The following is a 22702-nucleotide window of genomic DNA, read 5'->3' as shown; positions in this document are numbered from 1 at the left end:
TATGTGCACGGGCCCAAAACACTGGTTTTCACGGCCGATATGGCACTGAATTTTCTGAGGATTTGAGAGACAACTAATGACTTCGTCGTCGAAAAGCCCGAATTCGGAGCAAATCAACCGCGAGAAGCGGCGTTCTGAACAATTGCGGGCGAATCTGGCGCGGCGAAAGCAGCAATCGCGCTCGCGCCGGGCCGGGAACGCCGATGAACGCGACGAGGGAATTGTCGCCGCAGACGAAAAACCTCCCGGTTCCTCCCAAGAGGAATCATGAATGGCCCAAACAGGGCCTAAGCCTTTCTTGAACCATTTCGTGTGATGGTTTACAGCAACCGGCTCTGCAAAGGGCTCAATGACAGGACGGGTACTTCCCCGCGAAAGTGACACAATATGGATCGCATCAAGATTGTTGGCGGTAATAAGCTCAATGGCGTCATCCCGATTTCGGGTGCCAAGAACGCGGCCTTGCCGTTGATGATCGCATCGCTCCTGACCGACGATACGCTGACGCTGGAAAACGTGCCGCATCTGGCCGACGTCGAACAGCTCATCCGCATTCTCGGCAACCACGGCGTCGATTATTCTGTCAATGGCCGTCGCGAACGCCAGGACGGCGCCTATTCCCGCACGATCCATTTCACCGCGCGCAATATTGTCGATACGACCGCGCCCTATGAACTCGTCTCCAAGATGCGCGCGAGCTTCTGGGTCATAGGCCCGCTTCTGGCGCGCATGGGCGTTGCCACCGTCTCGCTGCCGGGCGGCTGCGCGATCGGCACGCGTCCGGTCGATCTGTTCATCGATGGTCTGCGCGTGCTCGGCGCCGACATCGAGATCGAGAACGGCTATGTCAAGGCCAGCGCCAAGGGCGGCCTCATCGGCACCCGCTACGTCTTCCCGAAAGTCTCGGTTGGTGCGACCCATGTCTTGATGATGGCAGCGACGCTGGCCAAGGGCGAGACCGTCCTCGAAAACGCCGCCCAGGAGCCGGAGGTCGTCAATCTCGCCGATTGCCTCAATGCCATGGGCGCAAAGGTTCGTGGTGCGGGTACACCGGTGATCACGATCGAAGGTGTCACCAGCCTTTCCGGCGCGCGCGTCCGCGTCATCCCGGATCGTATCGAGACCGGCACCTACGCCATGGCCGTCGCAATGACCGGCGGGGACGTCATTCTCGAAGGCGCTGACGCCAGCCTTCTCAGCGCGGCGCTGGTAACGCTCGGCCAGGCTGGCGCGGAAATCTCCGAAACCAATTCCGGCCTGCGCGTTGTTCGCAATGGCCACGGCATCATGCCGGTCGATGTCACCACACAGCCGTTCCCCGGCTTTCCGACCGATCTGCAGGCGCAGTTCATGGGTCTGATGACCAAGGCGAAGGGCACGTCCCATATCACCGAGACCATCTTCGAAAACCGCTTCATGCACGTGCAGGAACTGGCACGGCTTGGCGCCAGGATTTCCCTCTCGGGCCAGACCGCAAAAATCGAGGGCGTCGAACGCCTGAAGGGCGCGCCGGTCATGGCAACCGATCTGCGTGCCTCGGTCTCGCTGGTCATCGCCGGTCTTGCCGCCGAGGGCGAAACGACGGTCAACCGCGTCTATCACCTCGATCGCGGCTTCGAACGCCTCGAGGAAAAGCTGACGCGCTGCGGTGCGGTCGTCGAACGTATCAGCGACTGATCCGTTTGGGTTTTTCCCCGGCAATGCAGATAATGCGCAACGTATAATTCCATTTGCCCGCACTTTCCTCTAACAGGGAATTGAGCGTGGTGCTGTACCAGGCACCACGTCCTCGAGAAGTCATGAAAGGGGTGACATGGACACTCTCAAACTCATCGCGCTTGATGAGGAAGATCTGCGAATCCTTTCGGCGCATCTGCAGGATTCGGTGCTGAAGGTGGGAGATATCGAATATCTGGTTGCCGAGAAAAAACTTGTTCTCGGCGTCAACCGGTTCGTGTGGGAACTGGCCGCCGATGGCAAGCGCCGCCGCAGTTTCGAGCGGCGCCGCACCGCACTGCTCTTCGACCGCGTTGGCAACGTCAAGGTGACTGGCATCGACCGCCGGCATTCGAACGATATCCTGGCGCTTCTGGCAATCAACTTCATTGTTGAGGACGCACCCTCGGGTATTGTCGAACTCACTTTTGCGGCGGGCAAGGCGTTGCGGCTGGAAGTCGAGGCTATCGAGGCGCAGCTGACCGATCTTGGACCTGCCTGGGAAACGTCATTCAAACCAGAGCATGAAGCCTGAGGAGGATGTGACGTGGCAATTGTGCTGAGACAGTCCGAACCCGATTTTGAATCCCGATTTTCCGCATTCCTTGCCACCAAGCGTGAGGTGTCGGAGGACGTTGACCGTGCCGTTGCTGAGATCATCCGCCGGGTTCGCACCGAGGGCGATGCGGCCCTGATCGACTATTCGCAGCGATTCGATCGGATCGACCTTGTCCAGCATGGCATTGCGATCACGTCCGCCGAGATCGATGCGGCGGTAGCTTCCGCACCCGCGGCGACGGTTGAGGCGCTGAAACTGGCTCGCGACCGCATCCATTCGCACCATGCACGGCAGATGCCGCAGGATGATCGCTACACGGATGCGCTGGGCGTCGAGCTCGGCTCGCGCTGGACGGCGATCGAGGCGGTCGGGCTCTATGTTCCGGGCGGCACCGCAAGCTATCCGAGTTCCGTCCTCATGAATGCAGTGCCCGCGCAGGTCGCCGGTGTCGAGCGCGTCGTCATGGTGGTTCCATCGCCTGACGGCAAGCTCAATCCACTCGTGCTGGTTGCTGCGCGCCTTGCCGGCGTCTCGGAGATTTATCGTGTCGGCGGCGCGCAGGCCATTGCGGCGCTGGCCTATGGGACGGAGACGATTGCTCCCGTCGCCAAGATCGTCGGCCCCGGCAATGCTTATGTGGCGGCCGCCAAACGCCGCGTGTTCGGCACCGTCGGCATCGATATGATCGCCGGTCCGTCAGAAGTTCTGATCATTGCCGACAGCGATAATGACCCCGACTGGATCGCGGCTGATCTTCTGGCGCAGGCCGAACATGACAGCGCGGCGCAATCGATCCTGATCACTGACAATGAAGCGTTCGGTGATGCTGTGATCGCTGCGGTAGAGCGTCAGCTGCAAACGCTGCCGCGAACGGAAACGGCCAGCGCCAGCTGGCGTGACTATGGCGCGGTGATTCTGGTGCAGGATCTGATTGCCTCGCTGCCGCTCGTCAACCGCATCGCGGCCGAGCACCTTGAGATCGCCACGGCCAATCCCGAATTGCTGCTGGCGGGCGTTCGCAACGCCGGTGCGATCTTCCTCGGGCGTTATACGCCGGAAGTGATCGGCGATTATGTGGGCGGCTCGAACCATGTCCTGCCCACGGCGCGATCGGCCCGGTTCTCCTCCGGGCTTTCGGTGCTTGACTATGTCAAGCGAACCTCCATCCTGAAGCTGGGTGTGGAGCAGCTGCGCGCTTTGGGTCCGGCGGCGATCGAACTCGCACGCGCGGAAGGGCTCGATGCGCATGGCAATTCCGTCGCTATCCGATTGAACCTATAGGGCGATAATGACAGCAACGGGCGATACCGATGCACGGCTGATTGATGTGGAGCTCGACGAGACCATCGGCCGCTCCACGCCTGACGTTGAGCATGAGCGTGCCGTCGCGATCTTCGACTTGATCGAAGAGAACAGTTTTCGCCCTGTGAATGATGACGGGGCAGGGCCCTATCGACTCAAGATTTCCCTTATTGAATCGCGGCTGATTTTCGCCATCTCACGCGAAAATGGCGACGACGTCGTCACCCATATCCTGTCGCTGACGCCGCTGCGCAAGGTCGTGAAGGACTATTTCCTGATCTGTGAGAGCTACTACGATGCGATCCGCTCTTCCAGCCCCAGCAAGATCGAAGCGATCGATATGGGGCGCAGGGGATTGCACAATGAGGGGTCACAGGCGCTGATGGACCGACTCAACGGCAAGATCGAGGTGGATTTCGACACGGCGCGCCGCCTCTTCACATTGGTATGTGTGCTGCATTGGCGGGGGTAGGCGAACCAATGCCCGTCGAGCCGGACAAACTGCCGGACGACCTGGAGCCCGCCAAAGCGGCGATGCCGGGCGCGGTATTGTTCATCTGCGGTATGAATTCGATTCGTTCGCCGATCGCCGAGACACTGGCGCGCAGCCTGTTGCCGTCAACAACCTACATTGCGTCGGCTGGCGTCGAAAAAGGCGAGCCGGATCATTTTGTCGATGAGGTTCTGGAAGAGGTGGGATTGAAGCGAATCTCCGCTCACCCACGCACATTCGAAGAGCTGGAAGACCATTATTTCGACCTGATCATTACATTGTCGCCCAAGGCGCACCATATGGCACTGGAATTGACGCGGACGACATCCGTGCATGTGGAATATTGGCCGACACCCGATCCAACACTTGTGCGCGGACGCCGCAATCAGATATTGGATGCCTATCGCGATGTCCGCGACCATCTGAAACGGCATATACAGGAACGTTTCGGCAAGACGGTCTGAGCGTCTTCCCTTTACTGCACATTGCATCGAACTCCCTTGTTCACAAATGGTGCGCAATACTATAGGTTCCGCCCAAAATTGCGGTCGAGCACGGCCACAAGTTCCCTTTCTGGAGATAGAACTACGCATGGCGAAAGAAGAAGTACTGGAGTTTCCTGGTCTCGTGACGGAGCTGTTGCCCAACGCGATGTTCCGGGTAAAGCTCGAAAATGATCATGAAATTATCGCTCATACGGCAGGCCGCATGCGCAAGAACCGCATCCGCGTTCTGGCTGGCGACAAGGTCCTTGTCGAAATGACCCCTTACGATCTGACCAAGGGTCGTATCACCTACCGTTTCAAATAATCAGCTCCGCGTCCTCTCGCAGGAATTGTCTTCATGAGCGATCAGCACAAATTCGTTCTTGCATCGGGCTCGCCGCGCCGTTTGGCACTGCTGAGCCAGATTGGCATTGAACCGGATCGCCTCCTGCCTGCGGACGTGGACGAAACGCCGCTGCGGGCTGAGCACCCGCGTTCGCTGGCGCGCCGTCTATCGCGCCTGAAGGCCGAAAAAATTGCGGAAGAACTGAAGGCCGATACCGATTTCGGCGGGGCCTATATCGTTTCTGCCGATACCGTCGTCGCGGTCGGCCGGCGTATTCTGCCAAAGGCTGAAATCCTCGACGATGCGGCAGCCTGCCTGCGGCTGCTTTCCGGCCGCTCGCACCGCGTTTATACCGGGCTATGCCTCATTACGCCGAAGGGCAAGCTGCGCCAGGACCTCATCGAAACCCGCGTTCGCTTCAAGCGCCTTTCGCGTGAGGAGCTTGAGAGTTATCTTGCCTCCGGCGAATGGCGCGGCAAGGCGGGCGGCTATGCGATCCAGGGGCTGGCAGGCGGCTTTGTCGTCAAACTGGTTGGCTCCTACAGCAATGTCGTTGGCCTGCCGCTCTACGAGACAGCCAGCCTTTTGCATGGCGAAGGCTATCCGGTCTACGCCAACTGGCAATCTTCAGGACATTAAACGGACAGATCCCTTGACTGACGAGAAGAAAAGCACGGCGAACGTAACGCCTCTGCGGCCGACACGGCCTTGCCCGGAATGCAAGCGTCCCTCGCAGCGTGAACATTATCCCTTCTGCTCGGCGCGCTGCCGCAATATCGATCTCAACCGCTGGTTGACGGGTGCCTATGTGCTGCCCGCCGTCGAAAGCGCAGACGACAGCGACGAGGAACAGGACGGCGGCTAGAGCTTGATCACACGCGGCGTCGCCGGTTGTGACAGCACGATGCTGATGGCGCGCAGCGCGCTGACGCTGTTCGCGAGCGGCATGATAGCCGAAGTCTTTTCGCCCTTCCGCATCGCCTCCATGACGGCCATGGCCTCGAACTGCAGGCCATTGCCCTCGAAGGGATACTCTTCGGTTTTTCGCCCTGGAACAGGTAGCCGGTCGAGGATTTTCCCGAAAAGCCCGGTTACTCCCGGGAGAGGACCGAAGGGCGGTCGTTGCGCGAAGCCATGATAGGTCGTCAACCGCTGCACCTTGTGGAAAGGCCCGTTCAGTCGTATAGCGCCGTCCGTTCCTTCTATGATGAAGTGATTGGCGCCATCCCTGTCGAAACCGGAGGAGAGCTGAGCTTCGGCGCCATCATAATGCAGCGTGATCTCCGAACACATATCGACACCGTTCGGCGCGGCATGCCAGAGGCCCGAAACCTTCTGCGGCTGTCCCAGGAAGTACATGGCCAGTGACACGCAATAGATCCCGAGATCGAGACTGGCGCCGCCGCCGAGCGACCGGCTGAAAAAGCGGCTCTCCGGCTGATACTCTTGCGCATAGGCAAGTTCGGCTGTGATCTTGCGGATCGTTCCGATCCCACCTGCGTCGATTCTGGCCTTGGCAGCAACCAAAGCCGGCAGGAACAATGTCCAGAGAGCCTCCATCGCAAAGACATTCACCCGTGCCGCTTCGCGCTGGATGACCGATGCTTCCGTATGCGACGGGGCAAGGGGCTTTTCCGTGAGCACCGCCTTGCCGGACCGCACGGCTTTCAGCGCCTGCGCCAGATGCAGGGAATTGGGGGTTGCGATGTAGACGGCATCGATGGCGGGGTCGGCCATGAAAGAATCAAGATCGGAGTAGGCACGCTGGCTTGCGAAAGCCTCGCGAAAACTCTCGGCTTTGGCCATTGTGCGGGAGTGATTGGCGGCAAGCACCGCACCGGGCACAAGCACAAGATCGGACGCAAATCGCTGGGCAATTTCCCCGCTGCCAATAATTCCCCAGCCAAAAGTCTCGCCCTTGGCTGCTTTCTCCCCCGTTTCATCCATGCGATACGAATCCCGTCTCCGACACCTTCCACAAACGCATCAATGCATGCCCTTTGCAAGAGGCAGAAAAACGGCAAAAAATTCGCGAGTGGATGCTGGACAGCACGATTTTTAGTGTTATAACCCACCCGCTTCTGACGGAAAGCCAACCCCGTCGATAAGGCTAGCCGGACAACGGAAATGCCGTTGAAGTGCCCAGATAGCTCAGTTGGTAGAGCAGCGGATTGAAAATCCGCGTGTCCGTGGTTCGAATCCGCGTCTGGGCACCACTTCATTTCTAATCCCCTTATTATTCAATGGTTTATCGAGTGGATTAGTCCCACCGCTTTTTCAATCCTCCGAGGGTGGGACACTTTTTTCTGATTCTGGCGGTTTCTTGAATCGGTCGAAGGCCTGTTCGGCTAGGACTTTTTGGCGTTTTGCCTTCGTATACCGGCTGACTTCCTTGCTCGTAGTGTGGCCCGTAATCGCCATGATTTCCGATTCGCTCGCATCCGCTTCGGCTAGACGTGTCGCTGCTGCTTTGCGTAATCCGTGGGAGGAACAATGCGGAAGGCCCGCTTCGTCACAACGCCTGCGAAACCAATTACCGAATCCATTCGAGGTATATGGCTTGTTAAATTCCGTGACGATGAATGTTGCTTCGCCAAGCTGAGAGGCTTCGAGCACAGCTTTCAACTCTGGTCGTACTGGTAGTTCCAGCGTGATAGGCTTGTTGCGCGCGTTCTTGACCTGCGTGAAGGTCAGCTTGCCGGCTTTTACGCTATGCGGTCCAAAGCCAACAATGTCGCTGCGGCGCTGCGCGCTGTAGAGTAAGAGAGCCATCGCCAGGTGAGCCTTGGTGCCGATTGGATGGCGTTTTTCGAATTGCTCGACTTCCTCAATGGACCAAGAGTGGAACCCATCGCCAGTGCTCTTCAGATAGGGCACGTCCTTTGCAGGATTTCGGTCGTGGTGGTCGTTGTCGACTGCGAATGTGAATACCTGCCGTAGCGCCTTAATCATGCCATTCGCGGCCTCTGGCGTGTCGGACTTCGCATCGCGACGCTTTCGTATGTGTTTCGGCTCAAGCTTGGCGTATGGCTTATCACCATCCTTGCGGCAAAAAGCATCAAGGATCAGCCGTCGCACTTGCTGAGTGCGATCGCCGAGTCCTTTGAACTCCGCGCAAGTATAATACTGTTTGACCAGCCAGGAGATTGAACCCTTGGTCGATGGTTTGTAATGGGTGTCAGGCTTTGGAGTCTTCGGCTTGGTTTTTCCAGCAAGCGCGCGGCGATATTCAGTGAGGAATGCATCCGTGCCGGGTATCTCGCGCAAACGAATCTTCGGCTGACCTTTTACGCGGAGGTACACCCTCACGTTGCCGTGACGGTCTGTATCCTCAACAAGCTTACGAAAATCAATTTCTCCGCTTCCGTCTCGCATCTGGAACTTGACCAACCTCATACTCCATATCATCGTCCCACGGATTGGCTTCTCCCTCGTCAGGAAGGGCGTCAAACGCGATTTCTATCTTAAGCCTGTCCCAGACGGTCCGAGTGTTAATTCGCTTCGGTGTGGGCATCCTGCCGTCTTTTACCATCTCATCGAATAGGGACGCAGACACGCCGATATAAGCTGCAGCTTCAGTTCTCTTAAATCCACGCGGCGCCAGCCCATAGGGCAGGGTGCTACGATTGTCGTTATCGGCTCGCATTGGCCCTCCTATAGATTAAATTGTCTGGGATGCCCTATATGTCTGGTACGCAATATACGTGTAAACACTAAATGTTGTGTTAAGGGATTATTTACTAATCAAAGAAAAGGGCGTGCGAATGTGGTTCTCGGCACGCCCTTGGCTTGTGGTGGTTGTTTTGGCGAACACGGCAGGATTCGAACCTGCAACCCAAGGTGTAGAAAACCCTTGCGCTATCCGATTGCGCCACGTGTCCTAGTGTTTGGGTGGCCACCCGTTAGCGTCTTCTTTTGTACGGTCTTCTTCTCATGTGGTTCTCCTCGGTTGTGCCGCTGCTTGGGAGGACGTGCGGCGTGGTGGTGGTTATTCCGCTGCCATTAGGAACGGCGCGCTCATCAAGCATGGCATGGCAATCTGCGCAGCCATTTGTTCAGCGTTCAGGCGCGTCCAGTCGAGGGCGATCGCGTGAAGGAATTCCGGAGCTTCAATTTTCCATACCTCCCTGTCCTCGGCATAGTACAGCGCCAGTCGCAGCTTGGCAGCGATGTCGCTCGTGTTCTTTGCGGGGGTCGACCAGATTGTTTCGTCCAGAATGGACACGGTGTTCATTAGCGAGTCCATCGCATCATCGGGATACCCGGCAGGATCACACGCCGCAGCCATCAAGGCACAGCGCTGGTTGAAGATTGCGGTAAGTGGAATGCCGTGCTGTCTGTCGGGTTGGCTTGTCATTTTTGGTTCCTCAGTTGATTTTGTACATATGTATTGGTACTGTGTATCGATAAGTAGAAACTTTTCGTTACATTGTCAACATGAATTTGTACAGGGTACACATATGAACGCGGTGCAACTAAAAATGGCGAGGGTCGCAGCGGGGTGGGGCGTTCGGGAGCTCGCTAAAGCTGCCGGCGTTACAGCAAACACGGTCACGCGAATTGAGAAAGGTGCTGATGCAAAACAGTCCACCATGGACGCTTTGCAGAAGGCACTCGAGGCAAGGCAAATGAAGTTCGTCAACGCCGATGAATGGAGCGGCGTGATGATAAAGCAGGGCGATGAGACATGAGCGAATCAACTACATCGTGGGCGTCGACGGTAACCGCTATCGCAACATCAATTGGCGTAGCGATCATTGGGTACTTTGGCTATCAGGTGCAAGGGAATAGCCAGCGTGCGGTGGAGGAGATACGCGCTCAAACGGCCATTCAACAGTCTCTCCTGAATTCTTCCTACCAAACACGACAACTTGATATCGAGATGGTCAAACTTGCCCTTAATATCCTGGGTGGAGAGATTAGCGACAAGACAAAACAAAGCCGGAGTTTCGCGGTCCAGGTCTTGCAGAAGTACTCTGGAGTCGAACTAACCGATGATGTAGTTGCTGATTGGGTGAGCACAGGAACGGTCGCCTTTAGGTCACCGGAACAAGGGCTCGGTCAAAATCAGACTCCGCGGTTCTTTCTCGATCAGGCCGACCGAATAATTCAACAATTGGACCTTCGCAAAAAGGAAGATGGCGCGGGCCAGGTTGAGCCCATGATTAATACGCCAAGGAACTAAGACCGACTACGTGCTCTGCCTTGCAGGAGCGGTAGCGCTGAAGCCTCATATTAGACATGCCCGCGCCCCTCAGTTGCCTCGGTCGACAAGATCAGCGCGATATCTTTTGAGCCGCATTCGCATTTGAGCTTTGGAACCAAGTCCACGTGCATGCTGCCATGATCGCGGCCTAGCCTCGCAGCCAAGGCTTCTAAATCGAGCTTCACGCAATGCCGGCAGGAGTTGCAATAGGCGCGGAGATTGTGCGCGTTGTCGATTAAGGCACCGATTGTGGTGAGGCTGAGAATCCTATTCATGAGAACGAAAAGAGAACAAATTCCCATGACGTCAAGAGCAGACTGAGGAACTGTTGCTGCCATGAAGCGTTGGGTTATTCCCAAGTTAGGGGAGTGACAAATGGGTAGAGATGAACCCACGATGGAGGAGCTTCGGGTAGAGCTGTCGAATTTGCGGGATGACCTTGCCGTCATCGAAAGCAGTGCAATCTTCTTCAAAGGCTCGACGGGCAGTCATGACGCGGTCAATGCCATCAGACGAAGGATCGCCGAATTAGAATCCATTCTAGAGCGCAATGACGAATGACGCTGAAGCGATCCACGAAACGATTCGCAATTTGGCAGTAACGGCGTACACTTTGTCCGCGCCGGAACTGCGTTGACTGCTGGCGATTGAGAGGTGAAGTGCTCCCGCCGAACGGAGGCCATTATGGGTAGTCATGGAGTAAGAAATTGCATCTATTCAAGCGAAGACTGGACCCTCATGCAGGGCGCTTTGCTGAAAGCTTCCAGGCGGCTTGACCGTGGTCCAAGCGATAAATACGCGGACCAGCTTGCTCGAAGGGTAATGACGCTCTTCGATCAAGGCCTGCGCGATGAGAACGTCATTGCGTCAACTGCCGTGCACCAGGAGAGGCTGATTACGCGGATTGTAGCGCTTCGTCAGGGCGGTGGGAATACATGAGCACCACTGCGCCTCGACGCTTGAACAGCAAACTTGAATGCCAGAAATGTCAGACCATCTATCTTACCCTCGCCCAAGACGTGACCGTTAGCACCGCGATCTATTGCAGTTCGTGTGGTGGATACATGGGCACATGGGGCGAGCTCGAATCGGAATTCATAGCTGAGGGCGGCGAATGTGGCGTCTTCGAAATGCGAGATGGACAGATAATTCGAATAGATTAATGCCTGAACCTGCGACCTCTCATATCGTTTTTCCCGCTATGCATGAAGACTACAAGTCATTTCAGATTGTTTCAGTTTTACAGCACGGCACCAGCATCGGCATTACCTCTGCCTATGACGCTGCGCAGTTCATACTGGAGCATTGGCCCGACGAAGCAGCGGGACCGAAACTCTACGTCTGCAAGGCGATCCTGTTGAAGTGCCTTGCCGGCGAGTGCTCGGCTGCCGTTGCGCGTGTTGCATTCGTAGAGGCTGCCCGCGAGGCTGGTATCTATATTGACACTATGGCAAGGCCAGCGTCGACGGGTAAGCTGGAGCGGTGGGGTCGGCGACGACCGACGAGGCGGGCCTAACTTTCATTGCACGGCAGCCTCATGCAAATACCCATCTTTATCGGGTCGATCGTAAGCACGCTAGTTTCGTAGTCCGTACAATGGAGCTATACTGAAGGTGCTGTAGGTCCTCTCCATGCAGCGGAGGCTTGGCTGAAGGTATTCTTCCAGGACGCATTGAGGCCAAGCCTCACTTATGGGAACTATTTTCATAGATCTTATACATCGCCGAAACAAGTTCGGCTGTGTCCCTGACCACCCCCTTAGCATGGTAAAGGTCTCATGAATTGGCGGTGAGGTACCTCGCCGTCATTTTTTCACGGAACATTTCTAATTCTTACCGGTTTAGGCCGCGTCGAAGAGCGCCAAACTCTTCGGCCCGGGGCCCGACGTTGTCACCAGCCCACCCCGGCGTCGGGCCTCAAACTCGTGATCGAGGTGCATGGAAGAAAAAGACGGTGCTGATCGTTAGTTGACCTTTCATGCATGGAGGATAACCGCGCTTCATCCTTGGGAGGGACTGCGCATGTTCGGATACCTATCGCTTGTCTCGATTCTCATCGCGGTTTTGTCAGCCAGCTGGCTACTCGGTGCTTGGTACGGACATTGAATCCTTCTTCCACCTGTATGTCGCCATTCACATTGCCTTCCCCCTCCCGCCGTGCAAACTTTGTTCTGCAAGACAACGGGAGAGAAAATGGCCAAGTCCTTTGAAGACATGCTTGCCGAGCATACGGAGCGAACAGGCGACCAAATGAGCATCCTGCTCGCCATGATAGGTCAACAGCGTCAAGCCATTCACGAGCTAATAGAGATTATCGAAGGTATGCCTGGCGCAGACCAATCCAAGCTGTCCGCAATTGTCAACGGACTAGCTGTAATCCCGGAAGGTGTTAAAGCCCCACTCGCCTCAGTAAAGAACGCATCCACCCGGCATCGATCAGTAATGAATTCTGCTGAACCCGCGGTTTATTGATACTAACCGGGCAGTGCTCCAAAATGCCAACGCTGGCCGGCACGAGGCTCGGCGTTGTGTATTTCCTGCTTTGGTGCATGCGTCGGGCCTCACAGCCCCGCTTTTGTGATTTGACTGGACTTCATGGTCGGGACTTCGAACCCCTGGCGAGAGGCTCGGTCGGCGCACCCTCCTAAGGAAATCGGCCGAGCCTCTTCTATTTTGCGGGCTAAAGCCCGCCACACGCACGCTTCATCATTTCTTAACCATACGGGCGCAGCGTTTTAGGGCTGGCTCGCCCATCCCATTTGCTACCGGTCAGCATCCCGGCCGCTGCCCCCATCGGCGGTCGGGCCCCCTTTGGTCGTAACTCTATTTAGCAATGCGATGATATATTGCTAGGTGATAGAAATCATTGCACGTTTCGCCGTGCCGGGACCCTCAACCTGGCATTAGGCTCGGCGTGAGCCCGTGACCCAAACCCAACTCCGCCGAGCCTATTTTTTTGCAAAACTACGCGGAACTAACATTGACGACACGCGTTCTATTATTGCCGAGACAAGCGTTGGATCAGTTCCAAAATGCTATCTTGACGGGGGCTCAGTATTGATCACGTCTAACCCGTGGCAATCTGGGCCCCACTTGCTGTGGTTGTCCCACCACAGTCTATGCTGCGTAGAGGCTTGGTTAGTAACTTGGTTCAACGGCCAAGCCCCGCAGCAACCTAAATCTCAGCCGCCTCAGTAAAAAACTGATCCACCCTGGCAGCATCAAAACCCAGCGCGGCGAAGCCTTCCTGCAGCATCGTGTCACTTCGTACGAACGTGCCGCTGTCGGCGTATGCGGCCTGCGTTCGCTCGTCCTGGGTGGCAATCCAGCCTTCCACAGTATCGAGCAGCCCATCATCGATAAGCTGCAAGCGGAACTGCCGGCGCGAGACACGGTCTGGAATGACAGGCAGCAAATCAGGTTGTGGAGCATTGAACTCAGAAACAAGACTTTCCAGCGTCTGCCCCTCTCGACCGATAAACAGACCAGCCGTCGCGTGCACCCATTGGTTCGGAATATCATCAACAGGAACGAAATCATCCGCGTCATATTTTGTCGTCATGCCGATGGCCTTGTTTTGATTGCAACCAATCTGATAGTAATGCCGAAAGTCGCGAAGTTGCCGAAGTAATATGCGCCTGAACCAGCATCATAACCCAACCTCACGTAACCTGGCCCACCCCCTGCAACAGTCCCGAATGTGGCGGCTGTTTGTGCAACTAATGTTGTAACACCGCCGCCACAAATGAACAGAGCGCTGCACCCTGTCCCTTCGTCGGTTACCATTATAAGACCTGACCCAGCGGTGATGCCGAAATTTGAAGCAGCGGCTAAGTTAATTGGAAAAACTGAAGCATCGATTCCCCAAACATTAGGGTTAAAGTTTAGAGTTATTTTACCGCTCAACTGTCCACCGGACTTGTCATATTTAAGAGACAGTGCAGTATTCTGCGCGGTCGAAACAGGCTTGTTTGCATCGGACGTATTGTCGACGTTGTTAAGAGTGGCCGCCGTTTTGAACGCTGCATACGTGATGTTCTTGATCTGCTTACCGGTAACGTCATCGAATACTGCAGGCGTGCTATCGACACTCGACGCAGGGCCACTCACATCCCCCGCACCGCGGACAGCTAATGCCTGCCAGTTTGCATTGGAAGTCGTCGGCAAGGTGGGTGGAGCATTGCCGGTGGTAGCCTGCAGTGCAATCCACGATGAATTTTGGCTGACAACCACGTCATCTTTAAGGTACGCCGTAGCTCCAGAATATGCCCCACGGAACACGAACCCGCTTCCGGCTGCGGACAGCAGGAACCATTGCGTGTTCGAAGTGGTCGGCAATGTGGGAGGCGCATTGCCTGTCGTATTGACGCGCGCGATCCACGAGGAGCCGTTCTGCAGAACAACGTCGCCAATTACATAGGCGGTAGCACCGCTATAGGCACCTTTCGATTGGAACGTTCCGTTCGCACCTGTAAGGTAGGCAGGATCAGACCAGTCAGCTAGCGTAGACGACAACTTGAAATAGATAGCGGATCGACCATCGCCTACGTCACCAACAAGGACGGAGTACCCTGTAGCTTGGCCATCATAAGCCGCACGGTCTGCAAGAGTCTCAACCTTCACATCAACATCAACGCCGCGAATAAGCTCCTCTTTACTGATGAGCGTCATAGCGCCGGCACCAGTGAAGATCGGAATCTCGTCAAGCGCACCAGTCAGGCCAGACAAGGCCAAAATGTTTCCGTTTCCGAGTTGGTCAACCATGTCCCGCAAGGCAGCAGAATATCGCGAACCATCGGGTTGGTATCGAATCCGGTAAGGTGCTGCGGAAAGTGTCGTGCCTGTCCACGGCTCGGCGAGTGTGATGTGCGTGGAGTCAACCACCGCGGCCACAACAGCTACAAGATTTTCGACGAGGAACGTATCGCCTGGCTGGATATCGGCAGCCGTCCAGTTTGCACCACCAGCGCCAACGAGCGCAGTTGTTCCGGCCGTAATGGATACGGTTCCGGCCTGATAGTCGTTACGAATGGCCATTATTTGGCGTTCCTTTTGGCGATATATTCCTCGAGAAGCCGATTGCCCTCTTCAAAGCCTGCCGCGCTGGCTGCTTCGAATTCCGCCTTGCGGCGCAGGTAGTTGGCTGTTTCGTCGCGCGCGGAATCGTCCGCCGCTGTTGCGTCGTTTTCCATTTTGGATTCCTTGTTATTCAGCCGATCAATTCAAATTCGAGAGATTTTGAGCGGCAAGTTTTTACTGTTCTGTGGTGAATTGCGCGCGGGGAGAAGCAGATGTCGCCGTGGAAAAGATCGAGACAGCCGGATCAGTCAGTGAAGGTAAGGGGCGTAACGTACCGCCCTTTACGCCGTCGTCGCTGGCAACCAGGTTGGGTGCGCTTTCTTCACAAACTTTCATTCCCGCTCGGGGTCGTCGCGCTGCTCTTCGTGGCGTCATACCTATTCGCCGATAGTGAACTCGATTCGCGGTCAGATGGGGTATCAAACTTTGTTTCCGCTCCGCGAACCTGCCGATCTGCCCCGTTTTCGGCTCATCGAGGTCAGCCGGGATACTGGTCTCACCTCGATCGAGACAATGATGGCATCTCATGTGAACCTCGACCGCGCTAGTGTGGGGAGCGACACCCTCAAAGGGATTTTCATTTCCCTCGATCCTAAATTGACGTCTCCTGCCCCGTGACGCATGGTGCGCGTGCATAGGGGGAATCATGCGGACATTAATGACTGTACTGTGGGTGTTTGCGTCCATCGCCTATGCGGAGGCTGCGGAAGAGAATTGCCTGTCAAAGCACACCAAATTTGATCTCTGCGAAGCGTCCCGGGGCTTTCAGGCGGAGGTGGCGCCCTCACTGCCTATGAAACTAAATGCCAACACAACACTTGAGCGGGTAGCGGCGATAGGCCCGTCTGTTGTTATGTATGCAGCGTGGGCACAGACTTACGCTGAGTTTCAAGCGAAGCTCGAAGCGGCAGGTGTTGCCAAAGAAGTATACATTGAAAACCTGAACACTATGACCAAAACAATGATCTGTGGTCAGGAGCCAACAGCTGCTTTTGTGAGGCTTGGCGGTGTCATGCAGTATCACTATCGCACTGCTGATGCCGTCCCTGTTACCATGGCAACCGTCTCTGAGTGTCCGTAAAAACTAAGGATCACCATTCTGCATCGGCCGGACAACAAGAAGGACAAATGGAAACCATAAGAATTCCCATAATCAAAGATTTGGTCGAGGGACGCCGCAAATTGCAGGAGTATTACGCAAAAATTCTTCGTAAAACTCACAATGAATCGTTCAAGTTGAGGTTCACGCTTGACGGGAATCTAGTTGGAGACCTGGGTGAGGCACTGGCTGCCGAACATTTCGGCATAAAACTAGTAGACACCAAATCGACTGTTGGTATTGACGGTTATGCACCAGACGGCGTCACAACTGTGCAGGTTAAGGCTACTGGTACGGGACGTGGCCCAGCATTTAGAAACACTGAGACTAGAGCAGACCACCTACTATTTTTCCAGATCGACTTTGAGGTTGCTGAAGCCATCGTAGTCTATAATGGTCCAGAACATTATGCGGTTTCGTTGCTTCCAAAAGAGTTCGCCAATCAACGGTCCTTGACGGCTAAACAAATTCGAGACGCTGATGCGATGGTTCCTGACGAGGAACGACTTCCGCGTATCTGAGCCCGTGCCTCGCGCACGTTGCGCGCACGCGAGGGGAATTCCTGTAATAGCGTTAGTTGTCGCCTGCCAGCGCTTTCGCGGCGACCTGACAAGGGAAGAGCAAAGGCAAGGACAAATAGATATCTCGCCCGATATGCGCCCACAACAATTGGCTGGAGTGTTCCGGATATTGTGTGGTAATCGTGTGGAGATTAGGAGTCTGACATGGCTGCAAACGAAAAGACTGGCACAAAGGCTGGTAACCTGGCATCGAAAGTACTTCGCACCAGTGGTACGTCAAGCAAGGCTGCAAAAACTTTGGCTGCATCCGCTCTTTCTCAAAAGCCTGTGACCAAGAAAGCGTCTATTTCAGAACGAGATGCGGACCGCGCAGTACGATCATATCTCTCTCACAAAAAGTAGAGATTTATGGCCAGTAAGACGCAGGACGTTTTTATCAATTGCCCTTTCGACGATGCCTTCCTACCCAGCTTCCATGCCTTGGTATTTGGTGTTTTGGCTTGCGGCTTCCGGGTTCGATGTGCAAGAGAGATGGATGATGGCGGGGAAACCCGCATCGACAAGCTTTATCGAATAATCGAACAGTGTCGTTACGGTATTCATGATCTTTCGCGAACAGAACTGGATCCGGGCAACAATCTCCCGCGTTTCAATATGCCGCTGGAACTAGGCTTGTATATGGGTGCAAAGCGGTATGGGGACGACGATCAGAAGCTCAAGCGCTGCTTGATTTTGGACGTAGAACCATACCGCTATCAGCAATTCATCTCAGACTTAGCAGGCATGGATATTACCCCCCATGCGGGTGATCCACGCACGATGGTTGCACGCGTTCGAAACTGGCTGGTGACTGTGTCGAGGCGTAAATCGATTCCATCATCAGAGTTTGTGTTGGGAAGTTACGATCGGTTTGTTGCTGGCCTTGAAGATATTGCCCAAGAGGCAAACTTGGTGCACGACGACTTGATTTATGCCGACTATGAAAGGCTTGTGTTGGCGTGGATTAGGAGTGGCCACGGATTAATTGCACCTGAGTAGGGGTCATATTCTGAATTGCGGATGCGTGCGCGATGGTACCACGCCGGCCCTAGGCCGAAGGGGTCGTCGACTTTTTGGGTACCCCCCTCGCTTTAGGTGGTAGTCCAGTTAGGGCATTCTCGCTTGGTGGTGTACACTCCATTCACGTGGAGGAAACCAAACTGAAGACTTATTATAATTGCCCCATTTCCGATGAACCGGTTCATGAAGTATTGCCACGAGAAGATGATTTCGTTGAGTTTTTTTGCCCAACTTGCGGTAAGTTTCGAATATCCGCAACATCGATTAAGCGTGTAAAAAACATGCCACTATTAGAGCGTGAGGCGCTGTTGACCGAAGCGAGACTTAATTCCCAAGGCGGAGAAAGCGTCCCCGTTATCCATTAAAGGCCAGTTCGGCTACTCAAAAATAAATGTCAAAACCTGCGGCTTAACGCGCTGTTGAGCCACACCGGTCCTGTGCCGGCGACGATAGGAGCGATTTGACCCACCCCTCCCGTCACACCCTAATGCCACGTGCCTTCAGGTCGCTCTCGGCCTTCTTCACGAGGCGTGCTGCCTTGCTGTCAACTCGCAACGCCGCACTCGTCGTCGGATAGGCAGGGGTGGCAGTCAACGTTATCTCGTATAGATCGACATCCTTGATCGTACGCAGTGGCAACCTATTGCCGCCATCGTCCCACTCCTCCGCGCGGACACGGAAGCCAAAGCTACATCCCCGCACATCCTGCCGTCTGACCGTGCCGAGTGCCTCTTGCCCTGATGGCGTCGTGCTGTCAGCCTCGAGTGAGAACCAAAGTCCGATACGATCCTCGCGCAATGTTAGGGTGCCGGCAGTCGTACGCCCTAGCACCCTCCCACTATCATGAGAAAGAAGAGCCAGAACGTCTGGGTTTTCCCGCAGTGTGCGCGCGAAACAACCAGGCGCTATCCGCTCACGAAACTCGCCAGCTATGATTGTCTCATCGCCGAACATGACGGCGTAGCCGCTGATCGTGCTATCGGCCATTCTTTGCCTCAAGTGCAGCCAGCTTCTTCTCGGCTTGACCCAGTTTGGAGTTCGCCCTTAGTGTTCTGGCAATATCAACCGGATCCGTCGCAGCGTACTGCATGGATTTCCCTGGTAGTTTGATCTGCCTGCTTGCCTTGGCTCGGCGTTCTGTGGCCTTTTCAATTGACATAGCCAGCCTCGCGAGCTTCACGCAGGAAGCGCGCAATGTGACCATCCTGGCGATCGCCAAGGAAGCCCAGCGCTACCGGCACGAGAGAAGTCCACGCAATATTTTCTGCTTCAAGGTCGTCAACCAAACCCGCGTATTCATTGCGGGCTGCCTGCACGGCTTCCAGCGCCTTAGCGATGGCTGCAACACGCCGGCCGTATTCGGGCCGGACCGATGCACATACGGCGCTGCTGGCCTTGCCACGGGCGTCGGCGATGCGCTGACGCAGGATTTCGAGGGCGGTCGTAAGCGTCTGAAACTGGCCGTTGATTTCGGACAGCCGCTTGCGATTCAGCGCCTTAGATCCGGGGGGCATCGCCCAAAAGCTCGGCAACCTTGCTCGGGAGTTCGCGAGATGTGTCTGCGGCGATGGCCTTTTCAAGCTCACGGCGCTCAGCAAGAAGGGCGGATTGCTCGGTTTGCAGCGCGACCTGTTTTGCCAGAAGCTCTGCATAAGCTGGAAGGCTGTTTGAAAGTGATGGAACGATAAATGCAGGCGCCGCGGATGGTGTCTTTTTCAAAAGGCTCATTTGTTATCTCCAAAAAGATCGCGGATTGCAGCGGCGATCGCTGCACCGTTGATGGTGGTGCTGGTACGGTGACCGCTATGCTGCCAATTGCCGTGCAGGGCGCCCGCCTCACGGAAACGGAAAATCACGCCATCGGCATCGAAAATGGCTACTTCTGGCCACGACGTGACAATCTCGATTTTCAGCTTAGCGAGGGCCTTGTCGCCTTCCAGATCAATGGCCAGCCGATTAATCACCGCTTCCGCAGTGCGATACTTTGCTCGCACCGAAGCTGGCATGTTGGAAGCGTCGTGGCCAGGCTCGCCCAAGGCTTTGTAGGCTGCGACGGATGTGGCAATGGACCGTAAAGGCACGTCGAGCGCCGATCCGATCAGGATGTCTAAGAAGTGGATTAGATTGATTTCAGGCGATTTTCCGGGGGCGCCTGCGGGGATCGTACCCGCTTCGGTAAGCTCGCGGGCGACGTGCCGCACTCGCTTGATTGGATAGCCAACGCGCGCGGAAATAGCGCCGACCGCTTGATAGGTGGTGACCATAGGGATCCTTCGTTTCTGGAAAATGTCGATTGTTGAGGGTAAAAAAACTGCAGCGCCGCGTCCGGAGGAGATCACAAGACGCGGCGCGAGATCGACCAACGTGTGCGGGCGTTGGTGATATCTGTGTGCTGGTACATCCGCAGTCACACAAAAGGGGTGGCGCTCGGCCCGCTAAAGATACGAGCGCCGTTGCCGTGGGAACCGCCAAGAACACACAGCAATAGAAAAAGGCCCGCGTGAGCGAGCCTAAACTTTGGGGTGGTATCACTGTCTCTAATTAAGAGCGTGTTGAATACCGAAGCAGTGGACCTGGTGGTGGAAGTTTTCTTCCTACACTAGATAACGTCACAGTCCCTATGCGAGGGACGGTGCGTTTCCCTGCACCCTATATATATATAGGGTGACGAGTTCCGAAAAAGTCAGGTTTTCATGCCGCCTTTTTCTTTCCTACATAAGTTAACGTCATAGTCCCTATGTGACCGCCACCGTTGTGAATAATATCTTTCTATACCGTAATACCCTACAGTCCCTACGCGACTGTATATGGCTTAGAAAAATATCTTCCTACACTAGATAACGTTGCGAGTGGGGAGTTAGGGCCGCCCCTCCATATATAAACCCCATGGGAGTGTAGTTTATTTCACCCCCTCATATATGAACACCATGAGAGTGGTGTTTTCCCTACCCTCTCACTCTTATAGGGTTGTGAGATTGTGGCTTTTTGGCTGTTTTTGCCACAATTGGCCATCCCCCATTGATTTTAAACGGATATTTATTTTTTTGGCGCTGCAGTCCTACACTAGATAACGCTACAGTCCCTATACGAGGGACGGTCTCGGAAAATATTTTTGCCGACCCCTTCACTATACTCTCCGTGAGATTGCAGAAAGTCAGGTTATGCTGCGTGTTTTTCATCCCTCATCCATTAGGGAGTTGAATGCGCATGGTAGGCCTACCCTCTCATAGGTAAACACCATGGGAATGGTGTTTTGTGCGCCTTCACCTTTATAGGGTTGCGAGATCGTGGAATTCCAACCCTATGCTACATTTTTGTTGAACTCCGAGGCACTCAGGGTCACCCCTCATTATACTCTCTACCAAAACCCAAAAAGCGGACATGGTGTGACAACCTGCCACACCTTTTTGGCAAAGTTTCGGTAAAAAGCTTACCCTCACCCATTAGGGACTTGAAGCCTCGTGGGTGCGCAGTGCCTCTCACGGGTAAACACCATGAGAACGGTGTTTATTTCAACCCCGTCACGTTTATAGGTTGCCAGATCGTATTATCGGAACTTACGCTGCGGGTTATCACCGCAATTCACATGTCTATCCCCACAAGATGTGGTGTAAATCACGTTTTGTTCTCGCTCCATATTGCGTCCCATTTGAATCACCATAGACTAGAAGACAAGCGACGAATCCGCCGCCCGCCTTCTATCGGCACTTAGTTTGTCAACAGGTGTCGTCAGGGACTCAGTGCTGAGGGTTGCATCTCGGTTCTACGTCCTGAAGGTCACTCTGGCAATAAGGACGCCTAAAACTATGAACAGTTTCATAGCAGCATACGACCTACATAAAATTCGGGACTATGGGCCGGTCATCGAGTTATTGACCAAATCCGGTGCCGTCAGGTTACAGGAGTCCATGTGGTTGGTTTTGTCGCCAGCTTCAGCTCAGGCAGTTCTGGATGCGATCCTCACGGCGTTAGATGGTGACGACTCTCTTGCTGTCATCGAACTACCCCGAGGGGCGACTTGGGAAATTACTGGAGCCACAAGGGAGGCGGCCGCTTGGCTATCCACCAATGTGACACCGGCAAGAGTCCTGGCTTAACCATCCTCCCAGAAGACTTTGACGCCCTGCTCACGTGGGGCGTCATCTATTCGGGCTTGGCGTGCCTTGGACTCCACTTTGGCCCCGATTATATGAAGCCCTCGTCCACCGTTGGAAATGAAACAAATTAGGAACAAAAGGCCCATAAGTTAGTTTCTCCCTATAACCAAGGAGGAGAATTACAAATGAAATCCATTGCTTTGATTATAACCGCTATAGCAGCTACAGCTTTTGCATCCGGCACGGCAATTGCTGCATGCCCTGATACAACGGGTTCCGTAAAAAGCGAAACCAAACAAGGTATAGCAAAGGACGGCACACATGCTCCGATGGAAAATGCTGCCAACAGCGAGACCCAAACGGGGGCAGCAAGCACTGGCACAACGACTACCAGCGCAGAGGCCGCTAAGAAATCCGGTACAACAACACCGCTCGCCGAACAGGGAGGCACTGTAGACAAAAACCTGGCTACGTCGGGGCAGGACGTGATGGCTCAGCAGAAAGGTGAAAAGACAGCGGCTGCGACGGGCGAGGCTGCGAAGGACTGCATAGAGTAGAGTCTCCAGCAAGATGTCGCACTTAGCTTGCATAACAATTACAGCGCCTCGGTTTGACGATCGGGGCGTTACTCATTATACGGCCATGCAGCGGCCTCCTTGCTTTTTTATGCGGCGTTGGTGCGTTGTTGTGCGACAATTTGCATAGTTTGTGCGCAGCTTGAGCGGTAGTATTTTATATCTG

The 22702-nt window shown here is 55.0% G+C and carries 33 protein-coding genes and 2 tRNA genes; 22 read left to right on the top strand and 13 right to left on the bottom strand.

The annotated features are described in order from the left end of the window. The first annotated feature begins 76 nt into the window (after positions 1-76). The 9 genes from BLM14_RS31845 (at position 77) to yacG (ending at position 5766) form a co-directional block, all read left to right on the top strand. Positions 77-271, top strand: coding sequence for a hypothetical protein (locus BLM14_RS31845; protein ID WP_100000144.1), 195 nt, complete (start codon positions 77-79; stop codon positions 269-271). Between the two features lie 116 nt (positions 272-387). Then, on the top strand, positions 388-1677 hold the full coding sequence (murA, locus tag BLM14_RS15050; RefSeq protein WP_100000143.1) for a UDP-N-acetylglucosamine 1-carboxyvinyltransferase: 1290 nt from the start codon (positions 388-390) through the stop codon (positions 1675-1677). A 136-nt stretch (positions 1678-1813) separates the two neighbouring features. Next, the gene (locus tag BLM14_RS15045) at positions 1814-2251 is read left to right on the top strand and encodes a DUF2948 family protein (protein ID WP_100000142.1); all 438 of its coding nucleotides are present in this window, start codon (positions 1814-1816) and stop codon (positions 2249-2251) included. 12 nt (positions 2252-2263) lie between these two features. Further along, on the top strand, positions 2264-3556 hold the full coding sequence (gene hisD / locus BLM14_RS15040) for a histidinol dehydrogenase (protein WP_100000141.1): 1293 nt from the start codon (positions 2264-2266) through the stop codon (positions 3554-3556). Positions 3557-3563: 7 nt separating this feature from the next. Next, positions 3564-4049 carry a UPF0262 family protein gene (locus BLM14_RS15035; RefSeq protein ID WP_100000140.1) on the top strand — a complete coding sequence of 162 codons (486 nt, stop codon included), beginning with the start codon at positions 3564-3566 and terminating at the stop codon, positions 4047-4049. Between the two features lie 8 nt (positions 4050-4057). Next, positions 4058-4534, top strand: coding sequence for an arsenate-mycothiol transferase ArsC (locus BLM14_RS15030; protein ID WP_237143380.1), 477 nt, complete (start codon positions 4058-4060; stop codon positions 4532-4534). A gap of 127 nt (positions 4535-4661) precedes the next feature. Further along, the gene (gene infA, locus BLM14_RS15025; RefSeq protein WP_008122731.1) at positions 4662-4880 is read left to right on the top strand and encodes a translation initiation factor IF-1; all 219 of its coding nucleotides are present in this window, start codon (positions 4662-4664) and stop codon (positions 4878-4880) included. Positions 4881-4913: 33 nt separating this feature from the next. Further along, on the top strand, positions 4914-5540 hold the full coding sequence (locus tag BLM14_RS15020) for a Maf-like protein (protein ID WP_100000138.1): 627 nt from the start codon (positions 4914-4916) through the stop codon (positions 5538-5540). Between the two features lie 13 nt (positions 5541-5553). Continuing rightward, positions 5554-5766 (top strand): DNA gyrase inhibitor YacG, encoded by a 213-nt coding sequence (gene yacG / locus BLM14_RS15015; RefSeq protein WP_100000137.1) that lies wholly within the window; start codon positions 5554-5556, stop codon positions 5764-5766. Here yacG and BLM14_RS15010 read toward each other — a convergent pair. After that, on the bottom strand, positions 5763-6848 hold the full coding sequence (locus BLM14_RS15010) for a Gfo/Idh/MocA family protein (protein WP_100000136.1): 1086 nt from the start codon (positions 6846-6848) through the stop codon (positions 5763-5765). The two genes, yacG and BLM14_RS15010, sit on opposite strands and share 4 nt — an antisense overlap. Positions 6849-7041: 193 nt before the next feature. On the opposite strand from BLM14_RS15010, the gene BLM14_RS15005 reads away from it, so the two are divergent. Beyond that, a tRNA-Phe gene (locus tag BLM14_RS15005) sits at positions 7042-7117 on the top strand. Between the two features lie 61 nt (positions 7118-7178). Here BLM14_RS15005 and BLM14_RS15000 read toward each other — a convergent pair. The 4 genes from BLM14_RS15000 to BLM14_RS14985 all read right to left on the bottom strand — a co-directional run bounded on the left by BLM14_RS15000 (position 7179) and on the right by BLM14_RS14985 (position 9258). After that, positions 7179-8291, bottom strand: a complete 1113-nt coding sequence (locus tag BLM14_RS15000) for a tyrosine-type recombinase/integrase (RefSeq protein WP_100000135.1) — start codon at positions 8289-8291, stop codon at positions 7179-7181. Then, complete coding sequence (locus BLM14_RS31840; protein ID WP_100000134.1) at positions 8251-8547, bottom strand: helix-turn-helix transcriptional regulator; 297 nt, start codon at positions 8545-8547, stop codon at positions 8251-8253. The genes BLM14_RS15000 and BLM14_RS31840 overlap by 41 nt, the downstream gene beginning before the upstream one ends. A gap of 158 nt (positions 8548-8705) precedes the next feature. Continuing rightward, positions 8706-8782: transfer RNA gene (locus BLM14_RS14990), tRNA-Arg, on the bottom strand. Positions 8783-8889: 107 nt separating this feature from the next. Then, a complete protein-coding gene (locus BLM14_RS14985) occupies positions 8890-9258 on the bottom strand; it encodes a hypothetical protein (protein ID WP_100000133.1) in 369 nt (122 codons plus the stop codon). Between the two features lie 103 nt (positions 9259-9361). Between BLM14_RS14985 and BLM14_RS14980 the strand changes: the two genes are divergently transcribed. Further along, the gene (locus tag BLM14_RS14980) at positions 9362-9592 is read left to right on the top strand and encodes a helix-turn-helix domain-containing protein (protein WP_100000132.1); all 231 of its coding nucleotides are present in this window, start codon (positions 9362-9364) and stop codon (positions 9590-9592) included. Beyond that, positions 9589-10086, top strand: coding sequence for a RuvC family protein (locus BLM14_RS14975; RefSeq protein WP_100000131.1), 498 nt, complete (start codon positions 9589-9591; stop codon positions 10084-10086). Before BLM14_RS14980 ends, BLM14_RS14975 begins: the two co-directional genes overlap by 4 nt. Before the next feature lie 50 nt (positions 10087-10136). Here the strand turns inward: BLM14_RS14975 and BLM14_RS14970 are convergent, their stop codons facing one another. Further along, positions 10137-10445: a hypothetical protein gene (locus BLM14_RS14970; protein WP_100000130.1), complete on the bottom strand. Its 309-nt coding sequence runs from the start codon at positions 10443-10445 to the stop codon at positions 10137-10139. A 37-nt stretch (positions 10446-10482) separates the two neighbouring features. Between BLM14_RS14970 and BLM14_RS31095 the strand changes: the two genes are divergently transcribed. The 4 genes from BLM14_RS31095 (at position 10483) to BLM14_RS14955 (ending at position 12578) form a co-directional block, all read left to right on the top strand. Further along, positions 10483-10668 carry a hypothetical protein gene (locus BLM14_RS31095; RefSeq protein WP_133123972.1) on the top strand — a complete coding sequence of 62 codons (186 nt, stop codon included), beginning with the start codon at positions 10483-10485 and terminating at the stop codon, positions 10666-10668. 123 nt (positions 10669-10791) lie between these two features. After that, positions 10792-11046, top strand: a complete 255-nt coding sequence (locus BLM14_RS14965; protein WP_100000129.1) for a hypothetical protein — start codon at positions 10792-10794, stop codon at positions 11044-11046. A 223-nt stretch (positions 11047-11269) separates the two neighbouring features. Then, on the top strand, positions 11270-11623 hold the full coding sequence (locus tag BLM14_RS14960) for a DUF982 domain-containing protein (RefSeq protein WP_157929541.1): 354 nt from the start codon (positions 11270-11272) through the stop codon (positions 11621-11623). A 676-nt stretch (positions 11624-12299) separates the two neighbouring features. Then, a complete protein-coding gene (locus BLM14_RS14955) occupies positions 12300-12578 on the top strand; it encodes a hypothetical protein (RefSeq protein WP_100000127.1) in 279 nt (92 codons plus the stop codon). 703 nt (positions 12579-13281) lie between these two features. On the opposite strand, the gene BLM14_RS14950 is transcribed toward BLM14_RS14955, so the two are convergent. From BLM14_RS14950 to BLM14_RS31090, 3 genes are read right to left on the bottom strand one after another with little or no spacing between them, the layout of a single operon-like run. After that, positions 13282-13668, bottom strand: coding sequence for a hypothetical protein (locus tag BLM14_RS14950; protein ID WP_237143379.1), 387 nt, complete (start codon positions 13666-13668; stop codon positions 13282-13284). Continuing rightward, positions 13665-15143, bottom strand: a complete 1479-nt coding sequence (locus BLM14_RS14945; RefSeq protein ID WP_100000126.1) for a hypothetical protein — start codon at positions 15141-15143, stop codon at positions 13665-13667. Before BLM14_RS14945 ends, BLM14_RS14950 begins: the two co-directional genes overlap by 4 nt. Then, on the bottom strand, positions 15143-15298 hold the full coding sequence (locus BLM14_RS31090) for a hypothetical protein (RefSeq protein ID WP_157929540.1): 156 nt from the start codon (positions 15296-15298) through the stop codon (positions 15143-15145). Before BLM14_RS31090 ends, BLM14_RS14945 begins: the two co-directional genes overlap by 1 nt. 99 nt (positions 15299-15397) lie before the next feature. Here BLM14_RS31090 and BLM14_RS32680 point away from each other — a divergent pair, with 99 nt between their 5' ends. The 5 genes from BLM14_RS32680 (at position 15398) to BLM14_RS14920 (ending at position 17843) form a co-directional block, all read left to right on the top strand. Beyond that, a complete protein-coding gene (locus BLM14_RS32680; protein ID WP_100000125.1) occupies positions 15398-15733 on the top strand; it encodes an excalibur calcium-binding domain-containing protein in 336 nt (111 codons plus the stop codon). A gap of 98 nt (positions 15734-15831) precedes the next feature. Next, complete coding sequence (locus BLM14_RS14935; protein ID WP_133123971.1) at positions 15832-16266, top strand: hypothetical protein; 435 nt, start codon at positions 15832-15834, stop codon at positions 16264-16266. A gap of 47 nt (positions 16267-16313) precedes the next feature. Beyond that, positions 16314-16805, top strand: a complete 492-nt coding sequence (locus BLM14_RS14930) for a DUF6998 domain-containing protein (protein ID WP_100000123.1) — start codon at positions 16314-16316, stop codon at positions 16803-16805. A 204-nt stretch (positions 16806-17009) separates the two neighbouring features. After that, the gene (locus BLM14_RS14925; protein ID WP_100000122.1) at positions 17010-17207 is read left to right on the top strand and encodes a hypothetical protein; all 198 of its coding nucleotides are present in this window, start codon (positions 17010-17012) and stop codon (positions 17205-17207) included. Positions 17208-17213: 6 nt separating this feature from the next. Next, positions 17214-17843 carry a hypothetical protein gene (locus tag BLM14_RS14920; protein WP_100000121.1) on the top strand — a complete coding sequence of 210 codons (630 nt, stop codon included), beginning with the start codon at positions 17214-17216 and terminating at the stop codon, positions 17841-17843. A gap of 498 nt (positions 17844-18341) precedes the next feature. On the opposite strand, the gene BLM14_RS14915 is transcribed toward BLM14_RS14920, so the two are convergent. From BLM14_RS14915 to BLM14_RS14895, 4 genes are all read right to left on the bottom strand, one after another. Further along, positions 18342-18851 (bottom strand): HK97 family phage prohead protease, encoded by a 510-nt coding sequence (locus BLM14_RS14915; RefSeq protein WP_100000120.1) that lies wholly within the window; start codon positions 18849-18851, stop codon positions 18342-18344. Between the two features lie 161 nt (positions 18852-19012). After that, complete coding sequence (locus BLM14_RS14905; RefSeq protein WP_100000118.1) at positions 19013-19378, bottom strand: hypothetical protein; 366 nt, start codon at positions 19376-19378, stop codon at positions 19013-19015. Beyond that, positions 19362-19592, bottom strand: a complete 231-nt coding sequence (locus BLM14_RS14900; RefSeq protein ID WP_100000117.1) for a hypothetical protein — start codon at positions 19590-19592, stop codon at positions 19362-19364. The genes BLM14_RS14905 and BLM14_RS14900 overlap by 17 nt, the downstream gene beginning before the upstream one ends. Next, on the bottom strand, positions 19589-20128 hold the full coding sequence (locus BLM14_RS14895; RefSeq protein ID WP_100000116.1) for a hypothetical protein: 540 nt from the start codon (positions 20126-20128) through the stop codon (positions 19589-19591). Before BLM14_RS14895 ends, BLM14_RS14900 begins: the two co-directional genes overlap by 4 nt. Before the next feature lie 2018 nt (positions 20129-22146). Here BLM14_RS14895 and BLM14_RS14885 point away from each other — a divergent pair. Continuing rightward, positions 22147-22518 (top strand): hypothetical protein, encoded by a 372-nt coding sequence (locus BLM14_RS14885; protein ID WP_100000114.1) that lies wholly within the window; start codon positions 22147-22149, stop codon positions 22516-22518. The last annotated feature ends 184 nt before the right edge of the window (positions 22519-22702 follow it).

Origin of the sequence: Phyllobacterium zundukense (assembly GCF_002764115.1) — a bacterium.
Classification (GTDB): Bacteria; Pseudomonadota; Alphaproteobacteria; order Rhizobiales; family Rhizobiaceae; genus Phyllobacterium; species Phyllobacterium zundukense.
Note: the sequence above shows the minus strand (reverse complement) of the source record. Positions and strands in the feature narration are given on the sequence as shown.

Coding starts and splice junctions, on each gene's coding strand:
- BLM14_RS14945 (WP_100000126.1), bottom strand. CDS start 15,143: ATGGCCATTCGTAACGACTATCAGGCCGGAACCGTATCCATTACGGCC.
- BLM14_RS14925 (WP_100000122.1), top strand. CDS start 17,010: ATGGCTGCAAACGAAAAGACTGGCACAAAGGCTGGTAACCTGGCATCG.
- BLM14_RS31840 (WP_100000134.1), bottom strand. CDS start 8,547: ATGCGAGCCGATAACGACAATCGTAGCACCCTGCCCTATGGGCTGGCG.
- BLM14_RS14905 (WP_100000118.1), bottom strand. CDS start 19,378: ATGCCCCCCGGATCTAAGGCGCTGAATCGCAAGCGGCTGTCCGAAATC.
- BLM14_RS31095 (WP_133123972.1), top strand. CDS start 10,483: ATGGGTAGAGATGAACCCACGATGGAGGAGCTTCGGGTAGAGCTGTCG.
- BLM14_RS14915 (WP_100000120.1), bottom strand. CDS start 18,851: ATGGCCGATAGCACGATCAGCGGCTACGCCGTCATGTTCGGCGATGAG.
- BLM14_RS14950 (WP_237143379.1), bottom strand. CDS start 13,668: ATGACGACAAAATATGACGCGGATGATTTCGTTCCTGTTGATGATATT.
- BLM14_RS15010 (WP_100000136.1), bottom strand. CDS start 6,848: ATGGATGAAACGGGGGAGAAAGCAGCCAAGGGCGAGACTTTTGGCTGG.
- murA (WP_100000143.1), top strand. CDS start 388: ATGGATCGCATCAAGATTGTTGGCGGTAATAAGCTCAATGGCGTCATC.
- BLM14_RS14975 (WP_100000131.1), top strand. CDS start 9,589: ATGAGCGAATCAACTACATCGTGGGCGTCGACGGTAACCGCTATCGCA.
- BLM14_RS14965 (WP_100000129.1), top strand. CDS start 10,792: ATGGGTAGTCATGGAGTAAGAAATTGCATCTATTCAAGCGAAGACTGG.
- BLM14_RS31845 (WP_100000144.1), top strand. CDS start 77: ATGACTTCGTCGTCGAAAAGCCCGAATTCGGAGCAAATCAACCGCGAG.
- BLM14_RS14980 (WP_100000132.1), top strand. CDS start 9,362: ATGAACGCGGTGCAACTAAAAATGGCGAGGGTCGCAGCGGGGTGGGGC.
- BLM14_RS14900 (WP_100000117.1), bottom strand. CDS start 19,592: ATGAGCCTTTTGAAAAAGACACCATCCGCGGCGCCTGCATTTATCGTT.
- BLM14_RS14985 (WP_100000133.1), bottom strand. CDS start 9,258: ATGACAAGCCAACCCGACAGACAGCACGGCATTCCACTTACCGCAATC.
- BLM14_RS15035 (WP_100000140.1), top strand. CDS start 3,564: ATGACAGCAACGGGCGATACCGATGCACGGCTGATTGATGTGGAGCTC.
- BLM14_RS14920 (WP_100000121.1), top strand. CDS start 17,214: ATGGCCAGTAAGACGCAGGACGTTTTTATCAATTGCCCTTTCGACGAT.
- BLM14_RS15045 (WP_100000142.1), top strand. CDS start 1,814: ATGGACACTCTCAAACTCATCGCGCTTGATGAGGAAGATCTGCGAATC.
- BLM14_RS14955 (WP_100000127.1), top strand. CDS start 12,300: ATGGCCAAGTCCTTTGAAGACATGCTTGCCGAGCATACGGAGCGAACA.
- BLM14_RS14970 (WP_100000130.1), bottom strand. CDS start 10,445: ATGGCAGCAACAGTTCCTCAGTCTGCTCTTGACGTCATGGGAATTTGT.
- BLM14_RS14895 (WP_100000116.1), bottom strand. CDS start 20,128: ATGGTCACCACCTATCAAGCGGTCGGCGCTATTTCCGCGCGCGTTGGC.
- BLM14_RS32680 (WP_100000125.1), top strand. CDS start 15,398: ATGTCGCCGTGGAAAAGATCGAGACAGCCGGATCAGTCAGTGAAGGTA.
- BLM14_RS14960 (WP_157929541.1), top strand. CDS start 11,270: ATGCCTGAACCTGCGACCTCTCATATCGTTTTTCCCGCTATGCATGAA.
- BLM14_RS15020 (WP_100000138.1), top strand. CDS start 4,914: ATGAGCGATCAGCACAAATTCGTTCTTGCATCGGGCTCGCCGCGCCGT.
- BLM14_RS14935 (WP_133123971.1), top strand. CDS start 15,832: ATGCGGACATTAATGACTGTACTGTGGGTGTTTGCGTCCATCGCCTAT.
- BLM14_RS14930 (WP_100000123.1), top strand. CDS start 16,314: ATGGAAACCATAAGAATTCCCATAATCAAAGATTTGGTCGAGGGACGC.
- BLM14_RS15030 (WP_237143380.1), top strand. CDS start 4,058: ATGCCCGTCGAGCCGGACAAACTGCCGGACGACCTGGAGCCCGCCAAA.
- infA (WP_008122731.1), top strand. CDS start 4,662: ATGGCGAAAGAAGAAGTACTGGAGTTTCCTGGTCTCGTGACGGAGCTG.
- BLM14_RS31090 (WP_157929540.1), bottom strand. CDS start 15,298: ATGGAAAACGACGCAACAGCGGCGGACGATTCCGCGCGCGACGAAACA.
- BLM14_RS14885 (WP_100000114.1), top strand. CDS start 22,147: ATGAAATCCATTGCTTTGATTATAACCGCTATAGCAGCTACAGCTTTT.